Origin of the sequence: Acidocella sp. KAb 2-4 (assembly GCF_020567705.1) — a bacterium.
Taxonomy (GTDB): domain Bacteria; phylum Pseudomonadota; class Alphaproteobacteria; order Acetobacterales; family Acetobacteraceae; genus Acidocella.
This window is the reverse complement of sequence record NZ_JAJDJU010000024.1, coordinates 1-22,881: the sequence shown is the minus strand read 5'-3', so window position 1 is coordinate 22,881 and position 22,881 is coordinate 1. Positions and strand designations below refer to the sequence as shown.

Here is a 22,881-nt window from a genome sequence, read left to right as displayed (position 1 = left end):
TCCTATTCGAATTCGGCGATTACATCGACTTCGACCAGCCATTCCGGACGGGCGAGGGCAACCACGACGAGGCCGGTGAAGACGGGATACACGCCCTTCATCCAGCGCCCGAGCACGCGGTACACGGTTTCGCGGTAGCGGATATCCGTGAGATAGACGGTGACTTTGCAAATATTCTCCAGCCCGGCGCCGCACTCGGAGAGTAGCAGGGCGATGTTTTGCATCACCTTCTCCGCTTGCCCGGCAGGGTCGCCCACAGAGACGTTCTCGCGCGTGTCGAGGTCCTGCGCCACCTGGCCGCGCAGATAGATCGTCTTGCCCGCAACCACGGCCTGGCAGAGATCGTTGTCGAGCTTCTGCTCGGGGTAGGTGTCCTTGGTGTTGAAGGGGCGGATGCGCTTATGGATCATGGCTTGTCCTCGTTGGCGGTGGTGACGGCCAGGTAGCTCTTGCGGATATGGGGAGAGCGGATATCCCACAGCACCGTCGTGCCTTTGGCGATGATCCAGCTGTCGCCGGGGCCGTAAATCACGGTCTTGCCGGAGGTTTCATCGGTGATGGCAAGCATGCCGTCGAGTAGCGTGGCGTGTTCGTGGAACGGATAGGTGACGCGGTATTTGCCCTGGGTGGCGGCATACAGGCCGCCGGAGACGGGGCTCGTGAAACTGCCAAACAGCAGCTTACCGGAGACCCGCACGCCGCCTTCGACCGTCGCGGCGCCGATATCCTCGGGTTTGCCCCAGTCATCGAGGGGGATGCGGTCCATATCCAGTTTGAAAGAGAGCATTCACGACCTCCGTGTAGCGATGTGTTCGGCGAGATATTTGGCGTCGTGCCATACGCCCCAGATGAAGGCGGAAGCGCGGCGCGAGAGCCACGGCAAGCCGAGGAAATACAGCCCCGGCACCGCGGAAACACCGCGATGGTGGCGTGGATTCCCCTGCTGATCGAAAATGTCGAACTGCATCCAGCCGAAATCGAGCGCATAGCCCGTGGCCCAGATGATCGTGTTGACGCCCGCCTGCCGCAGATCGAGCTTAAGCAGCGGATTGGTGACGCAATCCGGGTCGGGCTCCATGCGCCGCGCCTCGGGCTCCTCGGGCAGGTCCAGCCCCTCGCGCGCGGCGTAGGCATCGGCGGCGTCGAGCATGTTGAGATAATTCGCGTCGCCCAAAGTGATGTTTTTTGCGAGATCGGAGGCGAAATGCAGGGCGCTGTTTTCATAGGCGCCGGTACGCCCGACCAGCGTGATGCCGTCCGCCGCGAGGCGCCGGAAATCGACGGTATGGCCGCCATCGGCGCCGCTCACCGCGATGGTGACATGCGCCATCGCCGGTTCTATGGCTTCGGCATTCCACATGCCCAGCACGCCGAGCCACCAGACGAAATCCTTGCCGCGGTAGCGCCGCGGGGGGCGGTCATGCGGGCCGACGGAGAGATAAACCTGACGCCCGGCCTTGCGCAGCTCATCGGCGATCTGCACGCCTGAGGAGCCAGCGCCGATCACCATTACCGCGCCTTCGGGCAGTTGTGCCGGGTTGCGGTAATGCGCGGAGTGGAGCTGCATGAGGCCCGCCGCCTCGGGCACCACGGTGGGGATGAGCGGGCGCTGGAAGGGGCCGGTGGCGGCGATAACATTTTTTGCTTCGATCTGGCCGAGCGAAGTTTCGGCGATGAAGAGATCGCCATGCTTGCGCAGCGCCTTGACTTCGACGCCGGTGCGCAGCGGAGCTTTGACCTGGGCGGCGTAGCCCAAGAGATAATCCACGATTTCGCGCGCGGGGGCGAAGCCGTCAGGCCCGGTTCGCTCGAATTGTTTGTTGGGAAATCTATCGTGCCAGGCTGGACCATTGGCCACCAGGGAATCCCAGCGCTCGGAGCGCCAGCGCTCGGCGATGCGGTTGCGTTCGACCACCAGATGCGGCAACGCCAGCGCGCCCAGATGCTCGCTCATCGCGATCCCGGCCTGGCCGCCGCCAATGACGAGCGTTTCCACGTTTTCAACTGACATGCGCGGTATCCCTTTTGCGGTTCCCCAATGGCGTCAGCTTGGATCGCTGACTCTGAGGCGAACTCTATTGAAGCGCGTGCCTCGGGAAAATAATGATTTAAGTAGGTTCTGCTTAGGAATCGCAAAAGACGTGTTGATTAAATCGCCATTTTTTCGGCGGATGCGGGATGTCGGGTTTTCCAGCCGCTTGGGGGGGCGAAATAGGAAGACTTGCCTGACCGCCGGGAACAGCCCCCGATGGCCGGGAATCGGACCCTCTTGGCAATGCGGCGGCGGCGCGGCTAGCTTGTACCCAGAATGTCAACAGGGGCGCCGCGTTTCGTGTTTGCAGTTGCTGGGGCGGCGCATGTGGCGTTGCTTGCGCCGGCTTTGGCCGCGCTCCGGCGGGTTACGCGCCAGCGTGTGCTGGTGGTGCAGCGTGCCGGAGACCCGCCCGCCCCGCATGATGACCGCGTGGCGGTGGAGGTGCCGCAGGGCTTGTCGGCGCATCAGGCCGCGATCTGGTTGAAGACGGGGCTGCACCGGATCGTGGGGCTGGCGGCGCCGTTTTGCTATCTTGACTCCGATGTGATCGCGCTGACGCCTGAGATGGATGCGGTGTTTGCCGCGGTGTCCGCGCCGGTGGCGTTTGCGCCCGACCATGCCACGCTGGACCAGTTTTCGCCTTATGCCGTGCGTTGCGGCTGCGGGCGTGCGTGCGGGCATCTGCGCGAGGCGCTGTATTGCGAGTTTGGCGTGGATGTGCCTGGCGATTTCCGCTTGTGGAATGGCGGGGTCTTTGTCGCCCGCGCCGGGGCGGAAACCCTGCTGGATGATTGGCACGCCCTCGCCACGACGATGTTCACGCGCCCCTATTGGGCGACGCGGGACCAGGCCGCGCTGGCCGCTGCCGTGTGGCGCGCGGGCTGGCGGGCGGCGCCGATGCTGCCCGCGCGCTTCAACACCATTCTCGACTGCTATGCCGGTCTGCCGCCCGGCCTGCGCGCGGGCGCGCGCCCGGCGCAGCTGGCCATATCCGCCCGCCACCTGCCATTGCCCCAAGCGGTGGCGGCGCATCTCATCAATGGCGGCGTGGGGCGCGCTGGCTGGCCGCATTGGGACAATATCGCCCGCTTTCTGGAGACAACGCCATGAGCCATTTGCCGCCGGTCCATGCCATGTGGCTGGGTGAAAAACTTTCGGGACTGGAGCGACTCGCCCTCGCCTCCTTTCAGGCCCAGGGGCATCGCGTAACCCTGTGGGCTTATGACGATTTGACCGGGCAGGTGCCGAAAGGGGTGGTGCTGCGCGATGCCGAGCAGATTTTTCCGCGCGCGCGCATCATCCCCAAGGCCGCGGCGGAGCCGGGCTTTGGCATCGGCAAGGGCAGTGTCGGCGGCGTGTTCTCCGATCTGTTCCGCTACAAGGTGTTGTATGAGCATGGCGGCATCTGGGCCGACATGGATGTGACGGCGCTGAAGCCGCTCGACTTCAACCAGGATTACGCCTTTCGCCCGCACCGGCTCGGCGCGGTGGGCAGCGTGATGCAATGCCCCAAGGGCAGCCGGTTTCTGGCGGGCCTGTATGAGGCGACCGAGGCGGTGGCCGGGCCGGACACGCCCTGGCTGCTGCCGATCCATCTGCTGAACGAGCATATTGCCGCGGCCGGGCTGCAGGGCGCGATCGTGCCGGAAATGACCAATCTCGATCACTGGAACGAGATTCGCCCGTTCATCGAGGGGCGGCGGGAATTCCCGCGCGCGTGGTACGCCGTGCATTGGATGAACGAGGTGTGGCGCACGCTGGCCGCGCAGAATGGCCAGCTCAATGGCGAGCCTCTAACCGGCTTGGCGTTGGACAAGGATGCCCCGCCAGTGGGATCGACGCTGCACGAATTGTATCGCGCCCATGGGCTGGCCGATATCTACGAGCCCTTCGTGGTGCCGCCCGCCCGCCCGGCGGCGCTGAGGCATGAGCCGGCGGCGCATAAATCGAGGCTGGATGTGTTGTTGCCCGCGCTTGCCCCCGGCGGGGCCGAGCGGATTGTGCTCGATGTGCTCGGGGCGTTGGCGCCGGAGGCGGTGTGCCGCCTGCATGTCATCGGCGAAGCGCCGATGGAACTGCCCCTGCCGCACGGTGTTTCGCTGCATCGGCCACGAGGCGGGCGGGTGGAGAAGCTGCGCTCCGTTGCGCTGGAGGTGTTGGCGGCGGGCACGATGCTGCACACCCATCTCATCAGTGCGGAGGATCTGGCGTTTTTCTGGGCGCAGGGGGTGCGCACCATCCCGGTGCTGCATAATGCCCGCCCAGGGTGGCAGGATTCGGTGGTACGCTATAACACGCCGATGGTGCCGCTGGTGGTGGCCTGTGCCGATGCCGTGGCGGCGCAGGCGCGGGAGAGCGGGCTCACCCGGCCGCTCTCCGTGATCCGTCACGAGTTGCAGAGCCGCCCCTCGGCCGAGGAACTGGCCAAGTCCCGCACCGCGCTGCGCCGCCAACATGGGATCAGCGCCGACACGCTGCTGATCGGCATGGTGGGGCAGTTCAAGCTGCAAAAGGCGTATCAGCGGGCGGTGGGCGTGCTGGCCGCGGTGAAGGCAGCGGGGGTGAAGGCGCGGCTGCTGGTGTTGGGCGGCTGGGACCACCAATGGGGCTCGGGCCGCGCGGCTTATGAGGCATTCATGCGCGCGGCGGTGGAGGCTGATGTGGTGGCCGACGTCATCTGCCCCGGCGCGCTGGATGCCGCCGCCGGGTATTACGCCGCCTTCGACGTGTTGCTGAACACCTCGGCCTATGAGGGCTATAGTGTTGCCATGCTGGAAGCGCTGGCGGCCGGTTGCCCGGTTGTGGCGTCGGATGTTGGCGGGGCGCGCGAAATGCCGGAGGGCGTGACGTTGATCGCGGCGCCCGATGATGCCGCCGCCTATGCCGAGGCGATTCTCGACCGCGCGGCGGGCGGTGCGCGGGTGCTCCCCGGCGAAGCGCTGGAACCGCGACTGATCCCGCAGCTATGGCGGCTGCTTGGCGCGGTGCCGCGGGGGCTGGATGAAAGCTGGACCGGCGCGCTGATCCTCACCCAGGCGCTGGAGCATGGCGGCCCGGCCACGTCGCTGGTCCGCCTGGCCGCGGCCTTGGCGCCGGGGCGCAAGCTGTGCGTGGGGGTTTTTGGCGCGGCGTTGGACATGCATGTCCGCGCCCTGGCCGGGGCGAAGCTGCTTTCCGCCGCGGGGTTGCCGCTGGCGGCCCAGGCCGAGGCGGTGCTGAGCTGGCTGGCGCGCTACCGGCTGCGCGCGGTGTGCTTCTGGAATGTCGCCCCGGAACTCAAGCTGCTGCTCGCCAAACTGCTGGAAACCTCGCCCATCCGGCTGATCGATGTCAGCCCGGGGCCGATGCTGTTCGACGAATTGGCGGCGGCTGAGGGGGTTGGGCGGCGCGTTGCCCTGTCTCCCGCCCAATATTTCGCGCGGATGGATCGCTTCGTCAGTCTATATAAAGGCGGAGAGGCGCGGGGCGCGAAGAACATCGTGGCTCCGCTCGCGGCGCCCGTGCCGCCGAGCTTCGTGCCGTTGCCCGCTCCCTGGACGCTGCCGCCACGCGGCTTTAACCCGGCGCTGGTGGTTGGCACCATCTGCCGTCTGGTGCCGGATAAGAACGTGGAGATGCTCGTCGAGGTCGCGCGCAAGCTGCATGCGCGCGTGCCAGGGGCCACGCTGATGGTGGTGGGCGGACCTGATGCGCGCTCGGTGCCTTATGCGCAGGCGCTAATGGGGGAGGCGGTTCCTGGCCTGCGCTTTACGGGACCTTGCGACGATCCTTGGCCGTTTCTGCGCCTGTTCCGGGTTTTCCTGCTCACTGGGCGCCGCCAGGGGTGCCCTAACGCCTCGTCGGAGGCCATGGCCATGGGCTTGCCGGTGGTCGCCCAACCCGATGGCGGCGTGGCGGAGCAGGTTATCCACGGCGAAACCGGCTATCTGGCGGACACCGCCGAGGCGATGGCACGCCGCGTCACGACCCTGTTGCGCGACGAGACGCAGCGCGCGCGCATGGGCGCCGCGGCCCGGGCCCATGCGGTACGGAGTTTTTCTGTTTTGTCGATGGCGGAACGCTATGATAGCGTTTTGTTCGGCGGCTAGGAGGCGGCAATGACGGACCCGAAATTGAGATTGACGAGGCGTGTGCTGCTGGGCACCGGGTTCGCGCTGCCGGTCAGCTTTGTGCAGAGCGCCGCCGCGCAGGATGCCGCGCCGACCGCTTATAATAGTGAGAGCGGGCCGGTTGATAATAATGGCGAGCCCACGGGGGGCGCCGAAAATGGTGGGCAGCAGCCGGTGCAGCTTAACCCTGGTGCGCAAAATGCCACCGGGCCCGAGTTCGCGCCTTCGCAGGGCGGCGGCGCGGCGCCGGCGGGTTCGGCCTTTCAGCAGTTGCAAAATCTGACCAATGGCTCAGAGACCACGGGGCAGGGTTATGACAATGGCCGCGGACCCGATGATACCACAGTGAATGCGCCGACACCGGAGCCGCCCACGCCGGAGGCCCAGCCGGTGGAGCAGGAACCAGCCGCCGTGCTCAATGACCAGCAATATCAACAGCTTTCGAGTCAGGCGGATCAGGCTGATGCCGCCGCCAGCGCGGCCGCGCAGCAGGCGCAACAGGCGCAGCAGCAATGGGATGCTGTGAAAAGCGATCCGAACGCGTCGTCACAGACACTGACAAATACGTATAACCAGCTGCAACAGGCGGAGTCGCAAAAAACCTGGACGACTTATAAAGCCCAGCAGGCCGACGATGCGAAGCAGCAGCGCGCCAAGCAGGTGATTTCTGTGCTCGATGCGGGTGGCGGCAGCAAGTGAGGGCGCGTTTTATATTGGTTGCGGCGTTCGCGGCGGTGGCCGCTGGCGGTGTGGCGCGGGCGCAGTCTGCGTCATGCCCCGCCCATGCCGCGCCGTATAAGACAGAAGAAACGGCGGATGCGACCATTATCCATTGCCGCTGCGTCGCGGGTTATCATGCCAGTGGCGGCGCCTGTGTACCGGATGCGCCGGCACCGCTGAGTTGCACCGTGGCGCAAGCGCGGATTGATGCCGATCTCAGGGAAATCCAGCAACAGCGTGATCTTGCGGCCAAAAATCAGGCGCAATTGGCAGATGCTCATGGGTTGGGTACCAAGGGGTTGACAGATTTGCTGAAGGCGGCGGCTCAATTTTCCGCTGATCGCTATGGCCAAAATGCGAATGAGGTGAACCGGCAGGTCGATAAGCTTGAACAACAAGCGGAGATTTATGCCGAGGGCGTTAACACACTGAAATACAATCCAGACCGCTACCTGGATTTGCAATTGCTGAAGCGGACTTCGGCCGAACTGCGGACGGTAAAGTTCACGCAGGCCAAGAAGATTATCGCGTCAGAAGGGCCGGCGAGTTGGGTGCTGGCGCGGGATACGATGAATAATGGCTTTGTGACAGCCGCAGCGTTCAACGGCCAACTCGCCACGGAGTTGAACGATCCGAAGTTCCAGACCGCACTGTTCGGGGAAGAAGCAGATACGCACAGTATTCGTTACGATACGATGGCTGATGCGCTGAAGGCGGCACTGTCTGTGGTTGCAGATAACGCGAAATTTCTCGCTGATTCCACTGAGATTACCGGACCGACCATTACGTATACGAGCTTTGTCATCGATGGGGCATATGCTGATCTCGAGCTGTGGTTTGCCGCCAAGAGCGCTGATCAGGCCGACCAGAATGCCGGACAACTCGCCCGTGCCGCGGGGCTTATGCAGGCCAAGTACCAGCGGGACTTTCAGGCGCGGCAGACCTGTACGCCGTGACGCAGGATTTCTCCACTTACGATCAGGGGCGGGATTTTTCGCGCAAGGCAGTGCGGTCTTTGTGTTATGCCCCGCACACCAATCTGTATTTTGATCGGCGCGGGAATGCCCGTGTCTGCTGCCATAACTGGTCGCAGCCAGCGGGTAATATCACGCAACAGACGCTTGATGAGATCTGGAGCAGTGCGCAGGCGGTATCTCTGCGCGCGTCGCTGGAGCGTTACGAACTGCCGGAGAGCTGCGGTTTTTGCCGGTTCCAATCGTTGGAAGGCTGGTTCGGCGGGGCGGTGATGCGCCAATTCGACCGCTTCGACGTTAGCGAAACTCCACCGCGCTGGCCACGACGGATTGAGTTCTCGATCAGCAATTCATGCAATCTTGAATGCGTGATGTGCGATGGCGACTTTTCCTCTGCCATCCGTGCCAGGCGCGAGGCGCGACCGCCGATGGCGCGCCCGTATAGCGACGATGTTTTGGAGCAGTTCAGAAAATATCTGCCGCATCTCAGCCAGGCGAAGTTTCTCGGCGGGGAGCCATTTCTTGCTGTTGAGCATTACAAGATATGGGACATGATGTTGCAAGATGGACTGCAGACGCCCTGCCATGTCACCACCAACGGCACGCAATATGATGCGCGTATCGAAGGGTTGCTTGGGCGTCTGCCGTTCAGTTTCGCGGTGTCGCTGGATGGCGCGCGCAAGGAAACGATCGAGCGTATCCGCCTGAATACGCGGTATGATGAAGTGATGCGCAATGTGCGCCGCTTTCGTGACTATGCGCTTGAGCGGGGCACGACGCTCTCGCTGACCTTCTGTCTGATGCGGCCGAATTGGGAGGAGTTTGGCGAATACTGCGCCATGGCTGATGAGTGGAACGTGCGCGTGAGCGTGAATACTGTACGCTTTCCACCGGGGTTGTCGCTTTACACCTTGCCGGCTGGGGAGTTGCGCAAGGTGGTGGCCGCGATGGAGCGCCAAGCCGTGGACGTGGCGCCGCGCCTGGGCTTGAACAAGGCGGTGTGGTTCAATGAGTTTGAGCGTCTGCGCCGCAAGGCTGAGGCGGCATCGATCGAAACGCCCGCGCCGCTCGCAGCCCCGGCGTCGCGGGATGTGTTCATCCTGGGGATCGAGGATGAACATGCTGCTGATCTGGGGAGCATCACCCTGCATTTTCTGAAACGGTTTTCCAAGGCCCGGATTGTGGTGGCGCAGGCTGCTGGCGGGCGCCGTCTACCGCATGATTATGTGATGGACGTCGCAAACGATTCTGGATCCGCTTTAAGGCTTTGTGCCGTTCCGCAGGGGGGGCGGGGAGAGCGCTTCGTCTTTCTCACGCCAAATGTGGCGCCACCGCATCATGACGTGGATGAGTTGTTTTCAGATTTCATCCCGCCGCTAAACTTCGCGGCTTTGGGCGAGACTATTGACGACGCCTCGCCCTCTCTGGTGCGCTGCGGTTGTGCTGGTCCGTGTGGCCATGCTCGTGAGGCGCTGTTCTGCGCGTTCGGTGTCGACGTCATTGCGCCGGACTGGCAACTTCCCGATCCGTCGTGCTTCGGCTTCACGCCGGCGGCGGCAGCGCATTTCGCGGCATGGCAAGACTTCGCCGGCTTGGCCGGCGCGGATGGATATTGGCGTGAGCCGCTAATGGCGGGGTTGATCGCCATGCTATGGAGCAGCGGTCTTGCGCAAACCCCGCCGCTGGCGCTCGGACGGACCGTTCAGCCGATGCCCGGCAGGATGCACAGAATTTCGAACGCGATGTTGGCCGCTACCAGCGCCGTGGTGCCTTGCGGATCGTAAGGTGGCGAGACTTCCACTACGTCGCCACCGATGATCTCAAGCCCGTCGAGCCCGCGGATGATCTCCAGCGCTTGCGGCACTGTCAGGCCGCCGATTTCCGGTGTGCCGGTGCCGGGGGCGTAGGCGGGGTCGAGGCTGTCGATATCGAAACTCACATAGACGGGGCCGGCGCCGAGCTTGGTCTTGATCTCGCGCATCAGCGGCGCCATGGATTTGTTCCAGCATTCCTGCGCCTCGACTACGGTGAAGCCCTGGGCGCGCCCCCAATCGAATTCGTCAGCCGCATAGCCGGTTCCACGCAGGCCAATTTGCACCGTGCGCGCGGGTTCGATCAGCCCTTCCTCGACGGCGCGGCGGAACGGGGTGCCGTGCGCGATCTTCTCGCCGAACATGGTGTCGTTGATGTCGGCATGGGCATCGACGTGGACGAGCCCGACTTTGCCGTATTTGCGCGCCAGAGAGCGCAGGATTGGCAGCGCGATGGTATGGTCGCCGCCGAGTGTGATGGGCTTGGCGCCGTGGGTCAGAAGCTCGTCGTATTTAGCCTCGATCCGCGCGATGGAGTCGTGAAGATTATATGGGTTTACGGCGACGTCGCCGATATCGGCGACGCGCAAGTGCTCGAACGGCCCTTTGCGGGTGGCGACATTATAGGGGCGCAGCAGGACGGATTCGGCGCGGATCTGGCGCGGCCCGAAGCGTGTGCCGGTGCGGTTGGAGGTGCCCAGATCGAACGGCACGCCGACGAAGCAGGCATCCAGCCCGGCGGCGCTTTCATACACCGGCAGGCGCATCATCGAAGCGATGCCGCCACAGCGGGGCATCACATTGCCGCTCAGGGGCTGGGGCAAATCGGAATGGTTCATGGCGCATCTCTCCCGGCTGGTGTTTGGCAGGGTTTACTGCGCCGCCGCGGGGGCTTACATAACGGGGCGCGGGCATTCACTTTGATGCCAGTCAAAACAATGATCGCCATGCAATGCAAGGCCCTGGCATTGAGGCCGCATACCGCGTTATTTTCTTTTTGATGAAACGGGCAGGTTGTTGCGGAGAAGGATGGCGACATGGCAAGGCTCGATACGGTTGACCTGCGGCTGCTGCGTGTCTTCGCCACGGTGGTGGAGGCGCGCGGATTTACGGCGGCCCAAACGGTGCTGAATGTCAGCGCCTCGACGATCAGCAATCAGATTGCCGCGCTGGAGACGCGCCTGGGCGTGAAGCTCTGCCAGCGTGGGCGGGCGGGATTCAAACTCACCGAGGATGGGGAGACGATCTTCTCTGAAACACAAAAGCTGTTTTCGGCCATAGACGGGTTTGATATGCGCGCCAGCGCCCTGCGGGCTAAGGTGCGTGGCACGCTGTCCATTGGCCTAATCGACAACACTATTACGGATGCCAATGCTGGTCTTAACGCGTTGTTGCATAAATTCACCAGCGCGCGGGGAGACGTGCAACTGTCGGTTGAGGTGAAGCCGCCCAACGAGTTGCTGCGAGATCTTATAGAAGGAAAGCTTCATGTCGCGATCGGGAGTTTTCCAAAGATGCTGCTCGGCCTGAACTATACGCGGTTATATGACGAGCCGCATTTCTTCTATTGTGGGCGGCGGCATCCGTTCTTTGGTCTGCGAGACGGACAGGTGACGCAGGAGATGATCGCGCAGCAAAGGCTGATCTCACGCGGGTATTGGGGGGCGCGGGACACCAAGCATATCCGGAGTGACCGCCCGGTGGCGACGGTGAATAATATGGAGGCGGCGGCGCAGCTGATTTTATCGGGCGATTATATGGGATATCTACCCGCGCATTACGCCAGAAGATGGGAAGGGGCCGGCGAGTTGAAGCGGCTACTGGCCGAGGAACTCACTTACGCCGCGCCATTCGAGATGGCTTATGACCAGGCCAAACTGGCATTACCGTCCGTGCGGCTATTCACCACGCTGGCGGCGGAGATGTTGGCGCGGGAGGGGTAACTCCCGCGCCAATCGGCTCAAAGGTTGATGCCGAAGGCTTTGTCGCTCGCATCGATGGCTGGGCGCTCAGCCGCGAGATCGAGATTGCGAGTAATAAGGTAGTACACCACGCCCGCAACCAGCAGCCCCGGAGCCCAGGAGATATCGACATCGCCAAGGGCATGCGCGATTGGGCCTTCATACACGCCGGCAAGATTGAAGAAGGGCACGCTGGCGGCGAAGCCAATGATGTAGGCGAGCAACCCGCGCCACGCCCAGGCGCCATAAATGCCGGTGAGGGAGAAGAAATCCCTAATGGCGTAATGGCCTTTGCGGACGAAGAAATAATCCATCAGGTTCACCGCCGTCCACGGCACAAGCAGATAGAGCATGACGGAAAGGGCATCATAAAGCGCGTTGATGGCATTGGCGTTCAGCGCGAGCGATACCGCCAGCCACAGCGCCGCCAACGCCAGCACTCCGGCCACGCGCACACCACGTGAGAAGGGGACATCGGCGAAACAATCGAGCCCAGTAACAAGTGTGAGCATGCCGGAATAGGCGTTCAGCCCCATGGTCGCCGTGAGCGCCGCGACGGAGACCAGCACTGTGAGTGTGCCCAGATGCGGGAACACGGCATTGCCTGCAGTGCTTGTGGCGACCATGCCGTCGGAGGCGCCGAAATAGGTGGCGAGCCACGCGCCGAGCACGGTGAGCCAGATGGCCGAGGCCGACGCGCCGATATACACATTCCAGACCAGGGCGCTGCGGCTACGTCCGCGCGGCAGGTAGCGCGTATAGTCCGACACATACGGAGCGTAGGTGATGTTGTAGCTAGCGCAGGCGGCGAATTGCGCGGCAAAGGCAACCCAGCCGAACGAGGTATGCGGCGTGGTGCTGGGCACGACATGTCCGAGCAGGATGGCGCCAGAAATGATGAGGTAAAGCGGCAGGCTGGCCCAAAACAGAACGCGGAAGATGATGTGCAGCCAGTCATGCCCGAAGATGGCGATGACCGCCGCGAGAACGCCAAGTGCGAGCACCACAATGGGGATGCCCCAGCCGAACAGGTGATTGAGGCCTTGGGAGATCAGCACCGTGTCTACCACATTGAAACCCGCGAAGGTGAACAACGTGCCCAGGAGTGGGATGATAACGCCGCGATAACCGAACTGCGCGCGAGACTGGATCATCTGCGGCAGACCAAGATCCGGACCCTGGCTCGCGTGGAAGGCCATGAACAGCGTTCCGAACAAGATACCAAGTACCGAGGCCAAGGTGGTTGCGCCGAGGCCGAGGCCCATGCCGGGTCCGATGAAGCCGATGGCGATGGTGAAAAATTGGAAATTGCCAAGGAACCAGAATGGCCCTTGAGTGGAGACTTTCCCGTGGCGCTCAGCCTCGGGCACGTAGTCGATGGAGCGGGTCTCTATGCCCAGCCGTGGCCCATTGCGGACACCTCCGGCCTCGGTATCAGCGAGCGTTACCATATTTCCTCCAGGTTTTGACGTTAATGGAAAAAACATAGCACCCATGCGCACATGGCAAACATAATGCAGCCATGGCGGTTAGTTTGATGATTGGCAAAGTATGCACGGATGGGGGCGGTGGCTGCTTTCCGCTGCGGTGCAGCGACTATGGCGTAGCGGTGGATGACTGGAGAAGGCTACGCTCGTAACGCAGGATCCCGCCACGGAAGCTCTGAGAGCCCCAGGTTGCCGTTTCCAGTACCTTTTTGTAGCTCTGCTGGGCTGAATATTTCAGCTTCTTCAGCCACGGAATGTTGGGGATGTAAGGCGCGAGTTCGGGATAACGCCTGATGGCCTGGAGATAGGTTTCGTATTCGCTGAATGACCAGGGCGCGAACTGGCCATGCCATGGTTTCGGGTTGCCCATGTAATGGATGATCCGGGGAGCAATTTCCGGCTCCAACCCGGCGTTGCGAAGGAATACGGGGAAATTCCATGTGAGGGACATGGGGATGCGGCGGTCCATGGCCACAAGATTGAGAGCGTCTTGATCCGGGTAACGTGATTGGCCGCGTAACGTCTTATATAATGCCCAGGCTTCACGGCCAGTTGCGTCCCATCCAGCCCGATTGATACGCAATACGCCGCTATTAAAATACTCCTTGTGTCTATCTGGATTTAGCCCGATTGCAGAAAAATAACTGGTCAGCCTCTTGCTTTTGTAGTCGCTTGATTGCAGCGAAAAACTCAGTGGGTCGGTGGCGGCGAGGAAACGCCCGGCGGGAACTTCGGCGAGAAGCAACGGTGTCAACAGATTTTTGATCTGCGTATCACCATCAATATATAAAAGGTCGTGGTATTCATCGGGGACTAGCCGGTCAAGAAAAAGACGTGCAAGCATCGCGTTTGCACCTTCAAGCTTGTCCGACGCCACAGGCAGCAGGCGAATGTCTTCGGAGGCACAGGCCGCACTGAAATGCTTCTCTTGCTCTGAGGAAATGCCGATGCAGAAGATTGCGATATCGGCTAGCTCGGATGGTGTGTGCGTCCGCGCCTGTATGGCGCTTACAAATGTAGGAAACAGATAACCTGTGTCGGTCGTGTAGCAGATACAGCGATGAGGTGTCATGCCCGCTCGTTCCCGATTGCGGTGGGCAAGTTATGTCCGCCGGATACCATGGTGGTCTTCTGTGAGCACCTAAGCATCAGGCGATACGCCGTTTTGCCAAGGAGCGTCGCCACAGAAGACGCACGGCAAAGGCTTCCAGGCCCTCAGGGTACCCCGCTAAACGCCAGGATAACAGAAGACATCCAGCGTAACTTATAACCCCGCTGCCGATGAGCAATGTTAGACGAAGTAGCTGCCATGATGGAGAGAGCGGAAAATACATCGTCCTATCCAACGACAATACCACAATCAGCATTGCGACGCAGGACATAATGGCGCGCAGGTTAACTGTAAATTGCCTGGTAAGTGATAGGCCGCAGAGCTTGCGGATACTGAGCATGCAATAAAGCGCTGTGACGGACTCGGAGATTAATCGCGCTACAATCACGCCCGCAAAGCCATAATTAATCGCTCCGATGATCACCAGAGGTAGTTTGACCATGATCTGTAACATATTGCGTGTCGCGATTTCGTGGGTTTGTCCGAGCGCCATGCTTAATGGTGTTAGGAGCAGGCCAAAGAGATAAGGAATCAGGCTAATTGATAGCCACTCGAAGAGGGAGGCGGCACTCAGCCATTTTGGCCCGAGCAGAACCATGATCAGCGGTTGCGCGATGATGACCTGCCCAACGAGAAACGGTAGACCTATGGAAACGATTCCACTGGCGGCGTGTTGATAGCTCTGGCCCAGTCGCGCTATGTCGTCGCGTCGTACCGTGAACGCCGAGAGCAGCGGGCGCAGGACAGGACCAAATAGGGCTGTAAGGGGAATGTAAGTTAGGCTATTGGCGGTGCTGAACAGTCCGAGTTTCGCTGGAGGAAGGAGTTTGCCCAGCAATAGCTGGTCTGATTGGAAGTTCACCGCCATGATTATTTGGGAAAGGCTGAACCAGCCGAGGAAATCACTGAACAGCCGCCAATCGCGTAGTGATAGGCGGGGGCGGTAAGGAAGGATGATGTATCCCATTAGCGTCGTGCTGGCGGGAGCGACGATGGTGCAGAGAGCGATGGCCCAATATGTGTGTAAGAAATAGGCGGTGAGGCTACCCGCCAGGAAGGCCAGAGCCTTGCCGCTGATTTCAAGATAGAATTCGTATTTGAAATTCAATTCTTTGGCATATTCGGCGAGGCGGGGGTTTTGCAGTCCGCGTGAGGCAGGGGCGAGGCTCAGGGCCTGGATCAGTGGTGTAAGTTCGGGATGGCCATACCAACGATCGAAGGGCAGGGCGAGGCTCATGGCGATGACGCAGAGTGCAACGCCTCGCAGAAGCCCGATCGTGAAGGCAGTGTGGAAATGGTGGGGCTCTATTCTGGGCAGTTGAACGAGCGCCTGACTGAGTGGAAGTTCTAGCGCGGCTTCCAGGAGCGTTATCAAAGTCATTGCGATAGCAATAAGGCCGAAATCGAGTGGTGATAGAAGTCTTGCGAGGATCAGCATCGTGCAGAGGTCAACAGCGCGCGTCGCCAGGCGGGCTGTTACCATTAACGAACTGCTCAGCGCTGCTTTATGGGCTAACATACAGATTCCGGACACACGGACCCGGCAAATGAAGGTAAGGTGCGGACCACGCGCGCCGGTGTGCCCGCGTAAAGGCCGTTTGGTTGCGTTTGGCGTGTGACGACCGCACTAGCTGCTATAACGCAACCACTAGCCACGGTGACGCTGGGGAGTATTGTGACGAAACCGATATTTATGAATACATTGATGACGGTTTTGGTTTTTTTTGATCGCAGAATCGCGCCTGCCCATAAGCAGGCGGATGGATCGATGTCGTATCCCACCGCCCGCATCAGGCGGGTGCGGAATCTTACGGGCAGGAATTCGCTGCGCAGGAGAGTGTCGGTGACGCGGTGCCCGAAATCGCCCAATTCATCGCTCCTAGATGAGTGGATGACAGGTTTTATCCATCGATCTGGAACCAGCCGGTGAATTTTGGTCTGCGGACGGTTCCGAGGAAATAGGCGTCTGCATCGCCGTAACTGGCGATGTCGGCGCCGTTGATGACTAGGCCGTGTGGCTTGTCCAACGCCTCAATCAATTCGTTATGCAGTTCGAAGGCACGGCGCATGGTGTGCGATACGTTGACGACGGAAAGGATAAGGTCGGCAAAGCTGCCAAGCAACAAGCCGTCGGAGACAATAGGCAAAGGGGGGCTGTCGAGGATGAGATAGTCGAATTCATTGGAAAGGGTATCAATAATTCCAGCAAGTGCGGCTTCGTCCAATCTTGCGCCGCGATGTGGTTTGGTGGTCCCGGCAGGTAGTACCCTGAAGCCTCCGCCAGGCCAGTACGCTAATTGCGGACGGATGCCGGTCCGCACCCAATCGGTCAGCCCGTGAAGGCCAACGAAACTCGCTAGGCCATGCGGGCGGCGGGCATATATATCACAATTCATCAGCAGCACCCGCTTACCATCATCGGCTAGGCTCTTGGCCAGATTGGCGGCAATGGTCGTTTTGCCATCTTGCGGATTGGCGGAGATCACCAAGATGGCGGCAGCATGGCTGGGATCGATCTGTCGGTAAATATTGCGCTTAATTAACTGAAATGCCTCAGAGAAGGCGTTGAAGCTGCATGGTCCGGCTAATCTGGCCTGGAGCGTGGCGCTGGTGAGCGCGGGTGCCTGGCGGGGAACGGCACCATATATCGGTAGAGCCACGCTGCGGCGGATCTGTTCCTCGCTCTCAAACCGCCCTGAGAAGCCGTGTTGGGCAAAAATCAGCGCAAGACTGGAAAGAAATCCAAAGAGTGCTCCTGCAATGATGGTAATCACCGGACGTGGGGATGTGGCGCGTAGCGGCAGTTGCGATGGGGTGACGACGCGTGTATCGATGATGGTTGCGGCCTTGGAGATCTCGGCCTGTTCGGCTTTCTGGGTGAGCAGGTTATATAGTTGGCCGAGCTGATCGGAGTTGCGTTTGAGCGATTGCACCTTGAGCGCTTCGGCCGGCTGATCTCTCAGTTGATCGCGGTATGTCCCGATTAGGTTGTCAATGTCGGTCAAGCCTTGGGCGGCGGCTTCCATGTCGTTCCTGATCAGCGAGCTGATCGAGTTGCGCAACTCCGCGACCTGCGCTTCCTGTATTTGTACGTCCTGCGAGTTTTGCGTATATTCGGCCTCCAACTGGCTTAGCTTCACCTCCGCCTGCGCGAGTGATGTGCCAAGAGAGGAGAGCAGGTTGTCATCCGCCTCGGTAATCAGGAATTGGTTGACCGTGCCGGCATTTGTAGCGAGTGTGCGGTGAAGCTGGCGTAGGGCTTGCATCTTCAGTTGGAGCGCCGCACGCTGTTGTTGAAGCTCGGACATCTCAGTAACCGCCGCCTGCGCACTTTGTTGCGGATCAACGATCCCCGTCTCTGCTTGGTAGGTGGACAGGCTGCGATCGGCTTGAGCTAGTTGTTGAGAAACTTTGGAGATCTGGTCGGTGACGAAGCTTTCGGTTACGGACGCGGCCTCTGTTTTCCATTGCAGTTGCGTGGCGATATAATCCTGCATCATCTGGTTCACAAAGATTTTCGCCTGATAGGGGTCGGACCAATGAAACTGCAATGTCGCGAGTTTGGTCGGCTGGGTCGGGCTGCCTCCGGTATCGACGCTGAATGCACCATTGACCAGCTTATCGGCGAGGGCGTCAGGGGGCGCGATGTTGAGCTGATAGGTAAGGCCCGGTTTCAGCGCCGTTGGGGGCGCCGTGGGGGCTGAGAGGTCTTCTGGTGCGGCGTCGTCTTCAACCGGTGCCGGAAAGCGTACCAGGAGCGCTCCGTCCGCGTTGCGGGCCAATTCGCCGATGGTGCCAGTGAGTACCGGCTTTGAGGAACCGAACAATCCGCTATTGACATAAAGTTTATAGGTATTATTGGGGCCGATCTCTAGCCGGTAACGCCCGGTCAGAGTTGCATCAACGACTTGCAGGGATTGTGGGCCAGGTAGGAAGGTGCGCGTATTGCCGCCATGAAAGACGAGCCAACGCCAATAGGTGAGAGGCGGTTTTCCGGCGGGACGCAGAGTGGCGTTGAGGCCGCTCTCCAGCACGGCCCGTTCGACCAGGGTGCCGGTCGTTAATAGCTCGATCTGCGTCTCGACGTCGCTCTGGGTTGAATACGCCAAGAGGTTAACGGTGCCGTCGCTATCGCCTGTCCCTGGGGCGGCCTGCTGGGTGTCACCGAGATAGAGCGCGCCGCGGGCCGTGAATTGTGGTGTGGCGAACAGCGTGTAAAGCAACGCCGCGCCACCGGCCAAACCTGTAAAGAGCACGATCGTGCGGCTCCGGCGGCGAAGTGTGCGGAGGAATTGGCTGATGTCGGCAGTGTCGTAAGCTTCTTGAATGCCAATTGCCGGTAGTTGCGATGCCATCGCGACCTCCTTATTGACGCCGATCCTTTTGCAGGGGGGCGGTGAGTGAACGTGATCCGCCATTGGGCGCGTTGCGCATGGTGGTTCGTATCTCGCGGAAATTGAATGACGATGTCGGCGAACTCCTGATTATTTCTGCGCACTTAGCCGCTGGAAGCCGAAGGGAGGCTCTTGGATTAATACCGGAGACGGATGCGATAAAACAATCGCCCATTAGCCGTAATGTTAGGCCCTAATGGGGTATACGGTTCGGGTGAATGAGGGTGTTGCTCCGTTTCTTCGGCGGTTTTAACGTCATTATGTCATTCTGGCGGCTTCGCCGAGCGTTGCCTGCCGCGTTGCCTGGAGGGCTGTCTCCATGATCACCGCGATTGGCGGCTTGCTGATTCCAGTTTGCCTGTGGTTTTGGCGCCGCCCTGCCGTGTTGCTGATGCTGGTGCTGGTTTATTCAGTCTTTGCCGCGGCGGCGCTGGTAGTCGCTGGTGGGTTTGGTCTTACCCCGGCATTGCTACCCGCCGCGCTGTTTATCGGAATGTTTCTTCTTAGCTTGTTCAACGGGAAGCACTACCCAGCGGAGCGTCAAGCGTTATTGTTACTGTTTCCCTTTATCCTTGTCGTTTGTGGAGCATTGGTGAGTTCGTTCATTATGCCGCGCTTGTTTGAGGGCGAGGTTCTGGTCTGGCCGCAGAAAGTGACCGCTTTTTTTGTTCGTTCACCCCTCGCGCCGAGCGCCGGCAATTTCACGCAGGACATGTATTTGCTGGCGGACGCCTTACTAACGGTGACAGCCGCATTATACCTTGCCAGGGCGGGAGGGCTGCTTATGCGGCTGATGGATGTTTATTTTCTCAGCGCGCTGGTGGCGGTGGTCGTGTCGCTGTGGCAGTTTTCAGGGGACTTGCTCCATTTCCCTTATCCGAGCGGCTTCTTTCTCTCAAATCCGGGGTGGGCGCAGCTTTCGGACCAGAAGATGGGCTGGCTCACCCGTCTCGATGGCCCGTTTAGCGAGCCGGCGGCGCTGGCAGGATATATTTGTGCGCCCGTCAGCGCAGCAGGCTGGGCGATTATCAACGGCGACCGCCGCATGCTGCCGCAACTCACATTCTGGAGCGGGCTTGCCGTGGCGCTGCTGACGACGGCGTCAACCGGCTACATAACCTTGCTTGCCATGGGGGCGTTATTGGTGCTGCGTACAGTCATTGCTGGAAATATGGCGGTGCGGCGGCGCACGGCGGCTGGCGCAGGTGTAGCGTTGGTGCTGGGTGGACTTTTGATCGGGGGTGTACCTTCCCTCGCGCCCAGCGTGGCCAAGGAAGCAGCGCTCGTGTTGGACGGGACGGTCGACAAAACACAGTCAGCCTCTTACCAGGCGCGCACCACCGACGACCGGGACAGTTTGGCGGAAATGGGGGCGACCTATGGGTTTGGCGTGGGATGGGGCAGCAACCGCTCATCCAGCCTGTTGCCGGGGCTGTGCGCCACCATCGGTCTGTGGGGCGTCGCCGGGCTTGGCTGGTTTGGGGGCACGCTGAGTTGGCAGGCGCGCCGGGCCATTAGGCTAACCAATGATCCTGTGTTGCGCTATACGATGCGCGGAACCGGTGCGGCCTTGCTCTCCAGCTTGATCTCGGCCTTGTTGTCCGGTCCAACGATTTCTTCGCCTGATTTTTATCTGTTGTTGGCCATGCTAGTGGCGGCGACCGCGCGCGCACAGCGCGAGGCGGGCACGTTGCGTCATGCCCCGAATACCGAGAGGCGCGCGATGCAGCCACGGCGGATGCGCGCATGAATCTCTGCATCAATGGCCGCTTCACCACACAGCCGCTCTCAGGCGTGCAGCGCTTTGCCGTTGAGATCACCCGCGCGCTGCAGACGCGGGATCCGGGGTACGCGTTGCTCACGCCACGCGGCGGTGGGACGGCATGGCTGGGGGCACGGGAGGTCGGTGCTCACCAAGGACAGGGATGGGAGCAGTTCGACCTCCCTCGCGCCGTTGATGGGCCGCTTATTAATCTCGGAAACACCGGGCCATTATTGGCGCGCCGACAATTGGTGGTGATTCACGACGCGGGCGTATTCAGCACGCCTGAAGCCTATTCGCGCAAATTCCGACTTTGGTATAAACTCATGCAGAGCGTGCTCATACGAAGAGGGGCGATTATCGTCACTGTTTCCGAATTCGCGCGTGCGGAAATTTTGCGCCACCTGCCCGCGGAGCCAGCGCAGGTTCTGGTGATTCCGGAAGGCGCCAATCACCTGTCCGAAATCGCCGCGGATAACGCCATCCTCACCCGCCATGAGCTGGAGCCAGGCCGCTATGTTTTGGCTGTTGGCACCCTGGCGGCGCATAAGAATTTGGCGGCGTTGGGATTGCTTGCGCAGCGTTTATGTGAGCGCCGAATCCCCCTTGTGTTGGTCGGAGGTATGGGGGGCAGGGCATTTAGGACGGCTGTGCTACCTCAGCCGGCGCACTGCACCGGGCGCGTTACAGATGCTGAGCTGAAGGCACTTTATCAAGGTGCTGGCTGTTTTGTTTTTCCGTCGTGGTATGAGGGCTTTGGTCTGCCAACATTGGAGGCGATGGCCTGCTGTTGCCCTGTTGTGGCCTCAGACATTCCCGCCCTGCGCGAAGCATGCGGTCAGGCCGCATGTTTCTGCGATCCGTTCTCTCCGGAGGATATCGCGGCTCGCGTATTGGCCGTGCTGGAAGCACCATCCTGCCAGCAAGAATTCCGCGAGGCAGGCACGGCGCACACTTCGAACCTAACATGGGCGCGGGGCGCTGCAGTGCTTGACGCGATCGCAAAAGACAAGCTGTTGAATTGATGGGCGCTGTAATCACCAAAGCTTGGGGGCGGGGGCGCGTGAGGCTGGCTTGTCTACGGAAGTAGAATTGAGATTGGTACAAGGCGACCGACATGCGGATCATGCACCTTTTAAATCATTGCAACAAAGCCAACGGGCACGTGAATGTCTCGGTTGATCTTGCTTGCTGCCAGGTGCGGATGGGCCACACTGTGGGCTATGGCTGCGCAGGCGGTGATTTCGAGAGCCTGCTGGTGGAAGCCGGTATTCAGCTTTACCGCATCGAGCAACCGCATCGGAACATGACCGGATTCCTGCGTGCCAATCGGCAGTTGTGGCTGGCGCTGTGCGATTTTAGACCAGATGTCGTACACGCGCATATGGCCGCTCAGAGTGTACTCATGCAGCCCTATCGCCCGCTGGGCTATCCCTTGGTGACGACGCTCCACAATGAGTTCGATCGCTCCGCTTGGCTGATGTCGCTGGCTGACCGTGTCGTAACCGTTGGAAAGACGGGTTACAACGCCATGCGGCGTCGTGGCACTCCCTCAGAAAAGCTTCATCTTGTGGAAAATGGACCGGTAGGTTCGCCGCGGCTAAAGCCGAATTTTAGATCCGCCTCCATGTTGCATCCGGCCATCCTCACGGTGTGCGGCATGCATCCGCGCAAGGGCGTTGTCGACCTGCTGAATGCATTTTCGATTTTGATGCAGACTCACCCGGAAGCGACACTCTATCTTGCTGGTGAGGGGCCTATGCTTAGGCAATACAAGATGCTTGCGACATCCCTCGGGATCCGACAATCCACGTTTTTTCTTGGCTTTTGCGAAGATCCGCGGGAGTATCTCGCCGGAGCCGACCTCTTCGTTCTCGCCTCGCACGCGGACCCTGGGCCATTGGTAATCGCGGAGGCGCGCGCAGCCGGCTTGCCAATTGTAGCAACGGCCGTCGACGGCATCCCCGCAATGCTCGATTATGGTGAGGCGGGTATACTGGTGCCGCCGCACAGGCCGGACGTTATAGCGGAACATTTGCGTACCTTACTCAACGACGCATCTCTCCGACAAAGTTATGCGGCGCGGTCGCAGCGCGGTGCTGAGCGCTTTTATGTTGAGCGCCTTTGTCGGGATATGGAGCGCGTATATGCCGAATTACTGCCAAGGACGAAATCTTAACGGGGCCAGACCTCCGACGTCGAATCGGAATTTAAGTGGGTATGATTTTTGTGTGACCGGCCGAAAATACGTGCAGACCGAAAACTCCAACGATCCCAGATAATCTATCTATAGATCAAAAGGCTGAATATAAATCGTCTAAAACTTAAAGGTATATTCTCTTATTATCTGTAAATCATTAAAACATCATCGGTGCAAAATCATCGATCGTAAGCATATCTTGTTTATGCGAGTTGGAGATAGCCAAAAAATTGATAACACATCGCCACTAAGCATCCAATCAGTGCGATGTCGGAGTATTAGTGAAGACGGCAATAGCCATGCCTCACCGGATATTT

General features: G+C 60.4%; 17 protein-coding genes. 9 read left to right on the top strand and 8 right to left on the bottom strand.

All coding sequences use genetic code 11. The annotated features are described in order from the left end of the window. Positions 1 to 2 precede the first annotated feature (2 nt). From LI953_RS13030 to LI953_RS13020, 3 genes are read right to left on the bottom strand one after another with little or no spacing between them, the layout of a single operon-like run. Positions 3 to 410, bottom strand: a complete 408-nt coding sequence (locus LI953_RS13030) for a RidA family protein (RefSeq protein ID WP_227076527.1) — start codon at positions 408 to 410, stop codon at positions 3 to 5. Continuing rightward, positions 407 to 787 carry a cupin domain-containing protein gene (locus LI953_RS13025; protein WP_227076526.1) on the bottom strand — a complete coding sequence of 127 codons (381 nt, stop codon included), beginning with the start codon at positions 785 to 787 and terminating at the stop codon, positions 407 to 409. Before LI953_RS13025 ends, LI953_RS13030 begins: the two co-directional genes overlap by 4 nt. Beyond that, the gene (locus tag LI953_RS13020) at positions 788 to 2,011 is read right to left on the bottom strand and encodes an NAD(P)/FAD-dependent oxidoreductase (protein WP_227076525.1); all 1,224 of its coding nucleotides are present in this window, start codon (positions 2,009 to 2,011) and stop codon (positions 788 to 790) included. Positions 2,012 to 2,332: 321 nt separating this feature from the next. On the opposite strand from LI953_RS13020, the gene LI953_RS13015 reads away from it, so the two are divergent. The 5 genes from LI953_RS13015 to LI953_RS12995 are packed head-to-tail and all read left to right on the top strand — an operon-like array spanning position 2,333 to position 9,622. Continuing rightward, entirely contained in the window at positions 2,333 to 3,145 is an 813-nt protein-coding gene (locus LI953_RS13015) for a hypothetical protein (protein ID WP_227076524.1), read from the top strand. Further along, the gene (locus tag LI953_RS13010) at positions 3,142 to 6,123 is read left to right on the top strand and encodes a glycosyltransferase (RefSeq protein ID WP_227076523.1); all 2,982 of its coding nucleotides are present in this window, start codon (positions 3,142 to 3,144) and stop codon (positions 6,121 to 6,123) included. The genes LI953_RS13015 and LI953_RS13010 overlap by 4 nt, the downstream gene beginning before the upstream one ends. Positions 6,124 to 6,132: 9 nt before the next feature. Then, positions 6,133 to 6,843 carry a hypothetical protein gene (locus tag LI953_RS13005; protein ID WP_227076522.1) on the top strand — a complete coding sequence of 237 codons (711 nt, stop codon included), beginning with the start codon at positions 6,133 to 6,135 and terminating at the stop codon, positions 6,841 to 6,843. 14 nt (positions 6,844 to 6,857) lie between these two features. Continuing rightward, the gene (locus tag LI953_RS13000) at positions 6,858 to 7,820 is read left to right on the top strand and encodes a hypothetical protein (RefSeq protein ID WP_227076521.1); all 963 of its coding nucleotides are present in this window, start codon (positions 6,858 to 6,860) and stop codon (positions 7,818 to 7,820) included. Further along, on the top strand, positions 7,817 to 9,622 hold the full coding sequence (locus LI953_RS12995) for a radical SAM protein (RefSeq protein WP_227076520.1): 1,806 nt from the start codon (positions 7,817 to 7,819) through the stop codon (positions 9,620 to 9,622). The genes LI953_RS13000 and LI953_RS12995 overlap by 4 nt, the downstream gene beginning before the upstream one ends. Here LI953_RS12995 and speB read toward each other — a convergent pair. After that, on the bottom strand, positions 9,541 to 10,488 hold the full coding sequence (speB, locus tag LI953_RS12990) for an agmatinase (protein ID WP_227076519.1): 948 nt from the start codon (positions 10,486 to 10,488) through the stop codon (positions 9,541 to 9,543). The two genes, LI953_RS12995 and speB, sit on opposite strands and share 82 nt — an antisense overlap. A 198-nt stretch (positions 10,489 to 10,686) precedes the next feature. Between speB and LI953_RS12985 the strand changes: the two genes are divergently transcribed. Beyond that, complete coding sequence (locus LI953_RS12985; protein WP_227076518.1) at positions 10,687 to 11,592, top strand: LysR family transcriptional regulator; 906 nt, start codon at positions 10,687 to 10,689, stop codon at positions 11,590 to 11,592. Positions 11,593 to 11,609: 17 nt separating this feature from the next. Here the strand turns inward: LI953_RS12985 and LI953_RS12980 are convergent, their stop codons facing one another. The 4 genes from LI953_RS12980 to LI953_RS12965 form a co-directional block, all read right to left on the bottom strand. Beyond that, the gene (locus tag LI953_RS12980; protein WP_227076517.1) at positions 11,610 to 13,061 is read right to left on the bottom strand and encodes a cytosine permease; all 1,452 of its coding nucleotides are present in this window, start codon (positions 13,059 to 13,061) and stop codon (positions 11,610 to 11,612) included. 145 nt (positions 13,062 to 13,206) lie between these two features. Further along, positions 13,207 to 14,169: a glycosyltransferase gene (locus LI953_RS12975; RefSeq protein WP_227076516.1), complete on the bottom strand. Its 963-nt coding sequence runs from the start codon at positions 14,167 to 14,169 to the stop codon at positions 13,207 to 13,209. Positions 14,170 to 14,245: 76 nt separating this feature from the next. After that, positions 14,246 to 15,691 (bottom strand): oligosaccharide flippase family protein, encoded by a 1,446-nt coding sequence (locus tag LI953_RS12970; protein ID WP_227076515.1) that lies wholly within the window; start codon positions 15,689 to 15,691, stop codon positions 14,246 to 14,248. A gap of 418 nt (positions 15,692 to 16,109) precedes the next feature. Further along, the gene (locus LI953_RS12965; protein WP_227076514.1) at positions 16,110 to 18,563 is read right to left on the bottom strand and encodes a polysaccharide biosynthesis tyrosine autokinase; all 2,454 of its coding nucleotides are present in this window, start codon (positions 18,561 to 18,563) and stop codon (positions 16,110 to 16,112) included. A 358-nt stretch (positions 18,564 to 18,921) separates the two neighbouring features. On the opposite strand from LI953_RS12965, the gene LI953_RS12960 reads away from it, so the two are divergent. From LI953_RS12960 to LI953_RS12950, 3 genes are all read left to right on the top strand, one after another. Continuing rightward, entirely contained in the window at positions 18,922 to 20,352 is a 1,431-nt protein-coding gene (locus LI953_RS12960; protein ID WP_227076513.1) for a hypothetical protein, read from the top strand. Continuing rightward, complete coding sequence (locus LI953_RS12955) at positions 20,349 to 21,389, top strand: glycosyltransferase family 1 protein (protein ID WP_227076512.1); 1,041 nt, start codon at positions 20,349 to 20,351, stop codon at positions 21,387 to 21,389. Before LI953_RS12960 ends, LI953_RS12955 begins: the two co-directional genes overlap by 4 nt. Positions 21,390 to 21,481: 92 nt before the next feature. After that, on the top strand, positions 21,482 to 22,543 hold the full coding sequence (locus LI953_RS12950; RefSeq protein ID WP_227076511.1) for a glycosyltransferase family 4 protein: 1,062 nt from the start codon (positions 21,482 to 21,484) through the stop codon (positions 22,541 to 22,543). Positions 22,544 to 22,881: the final 338 nt, after the last annotated feature.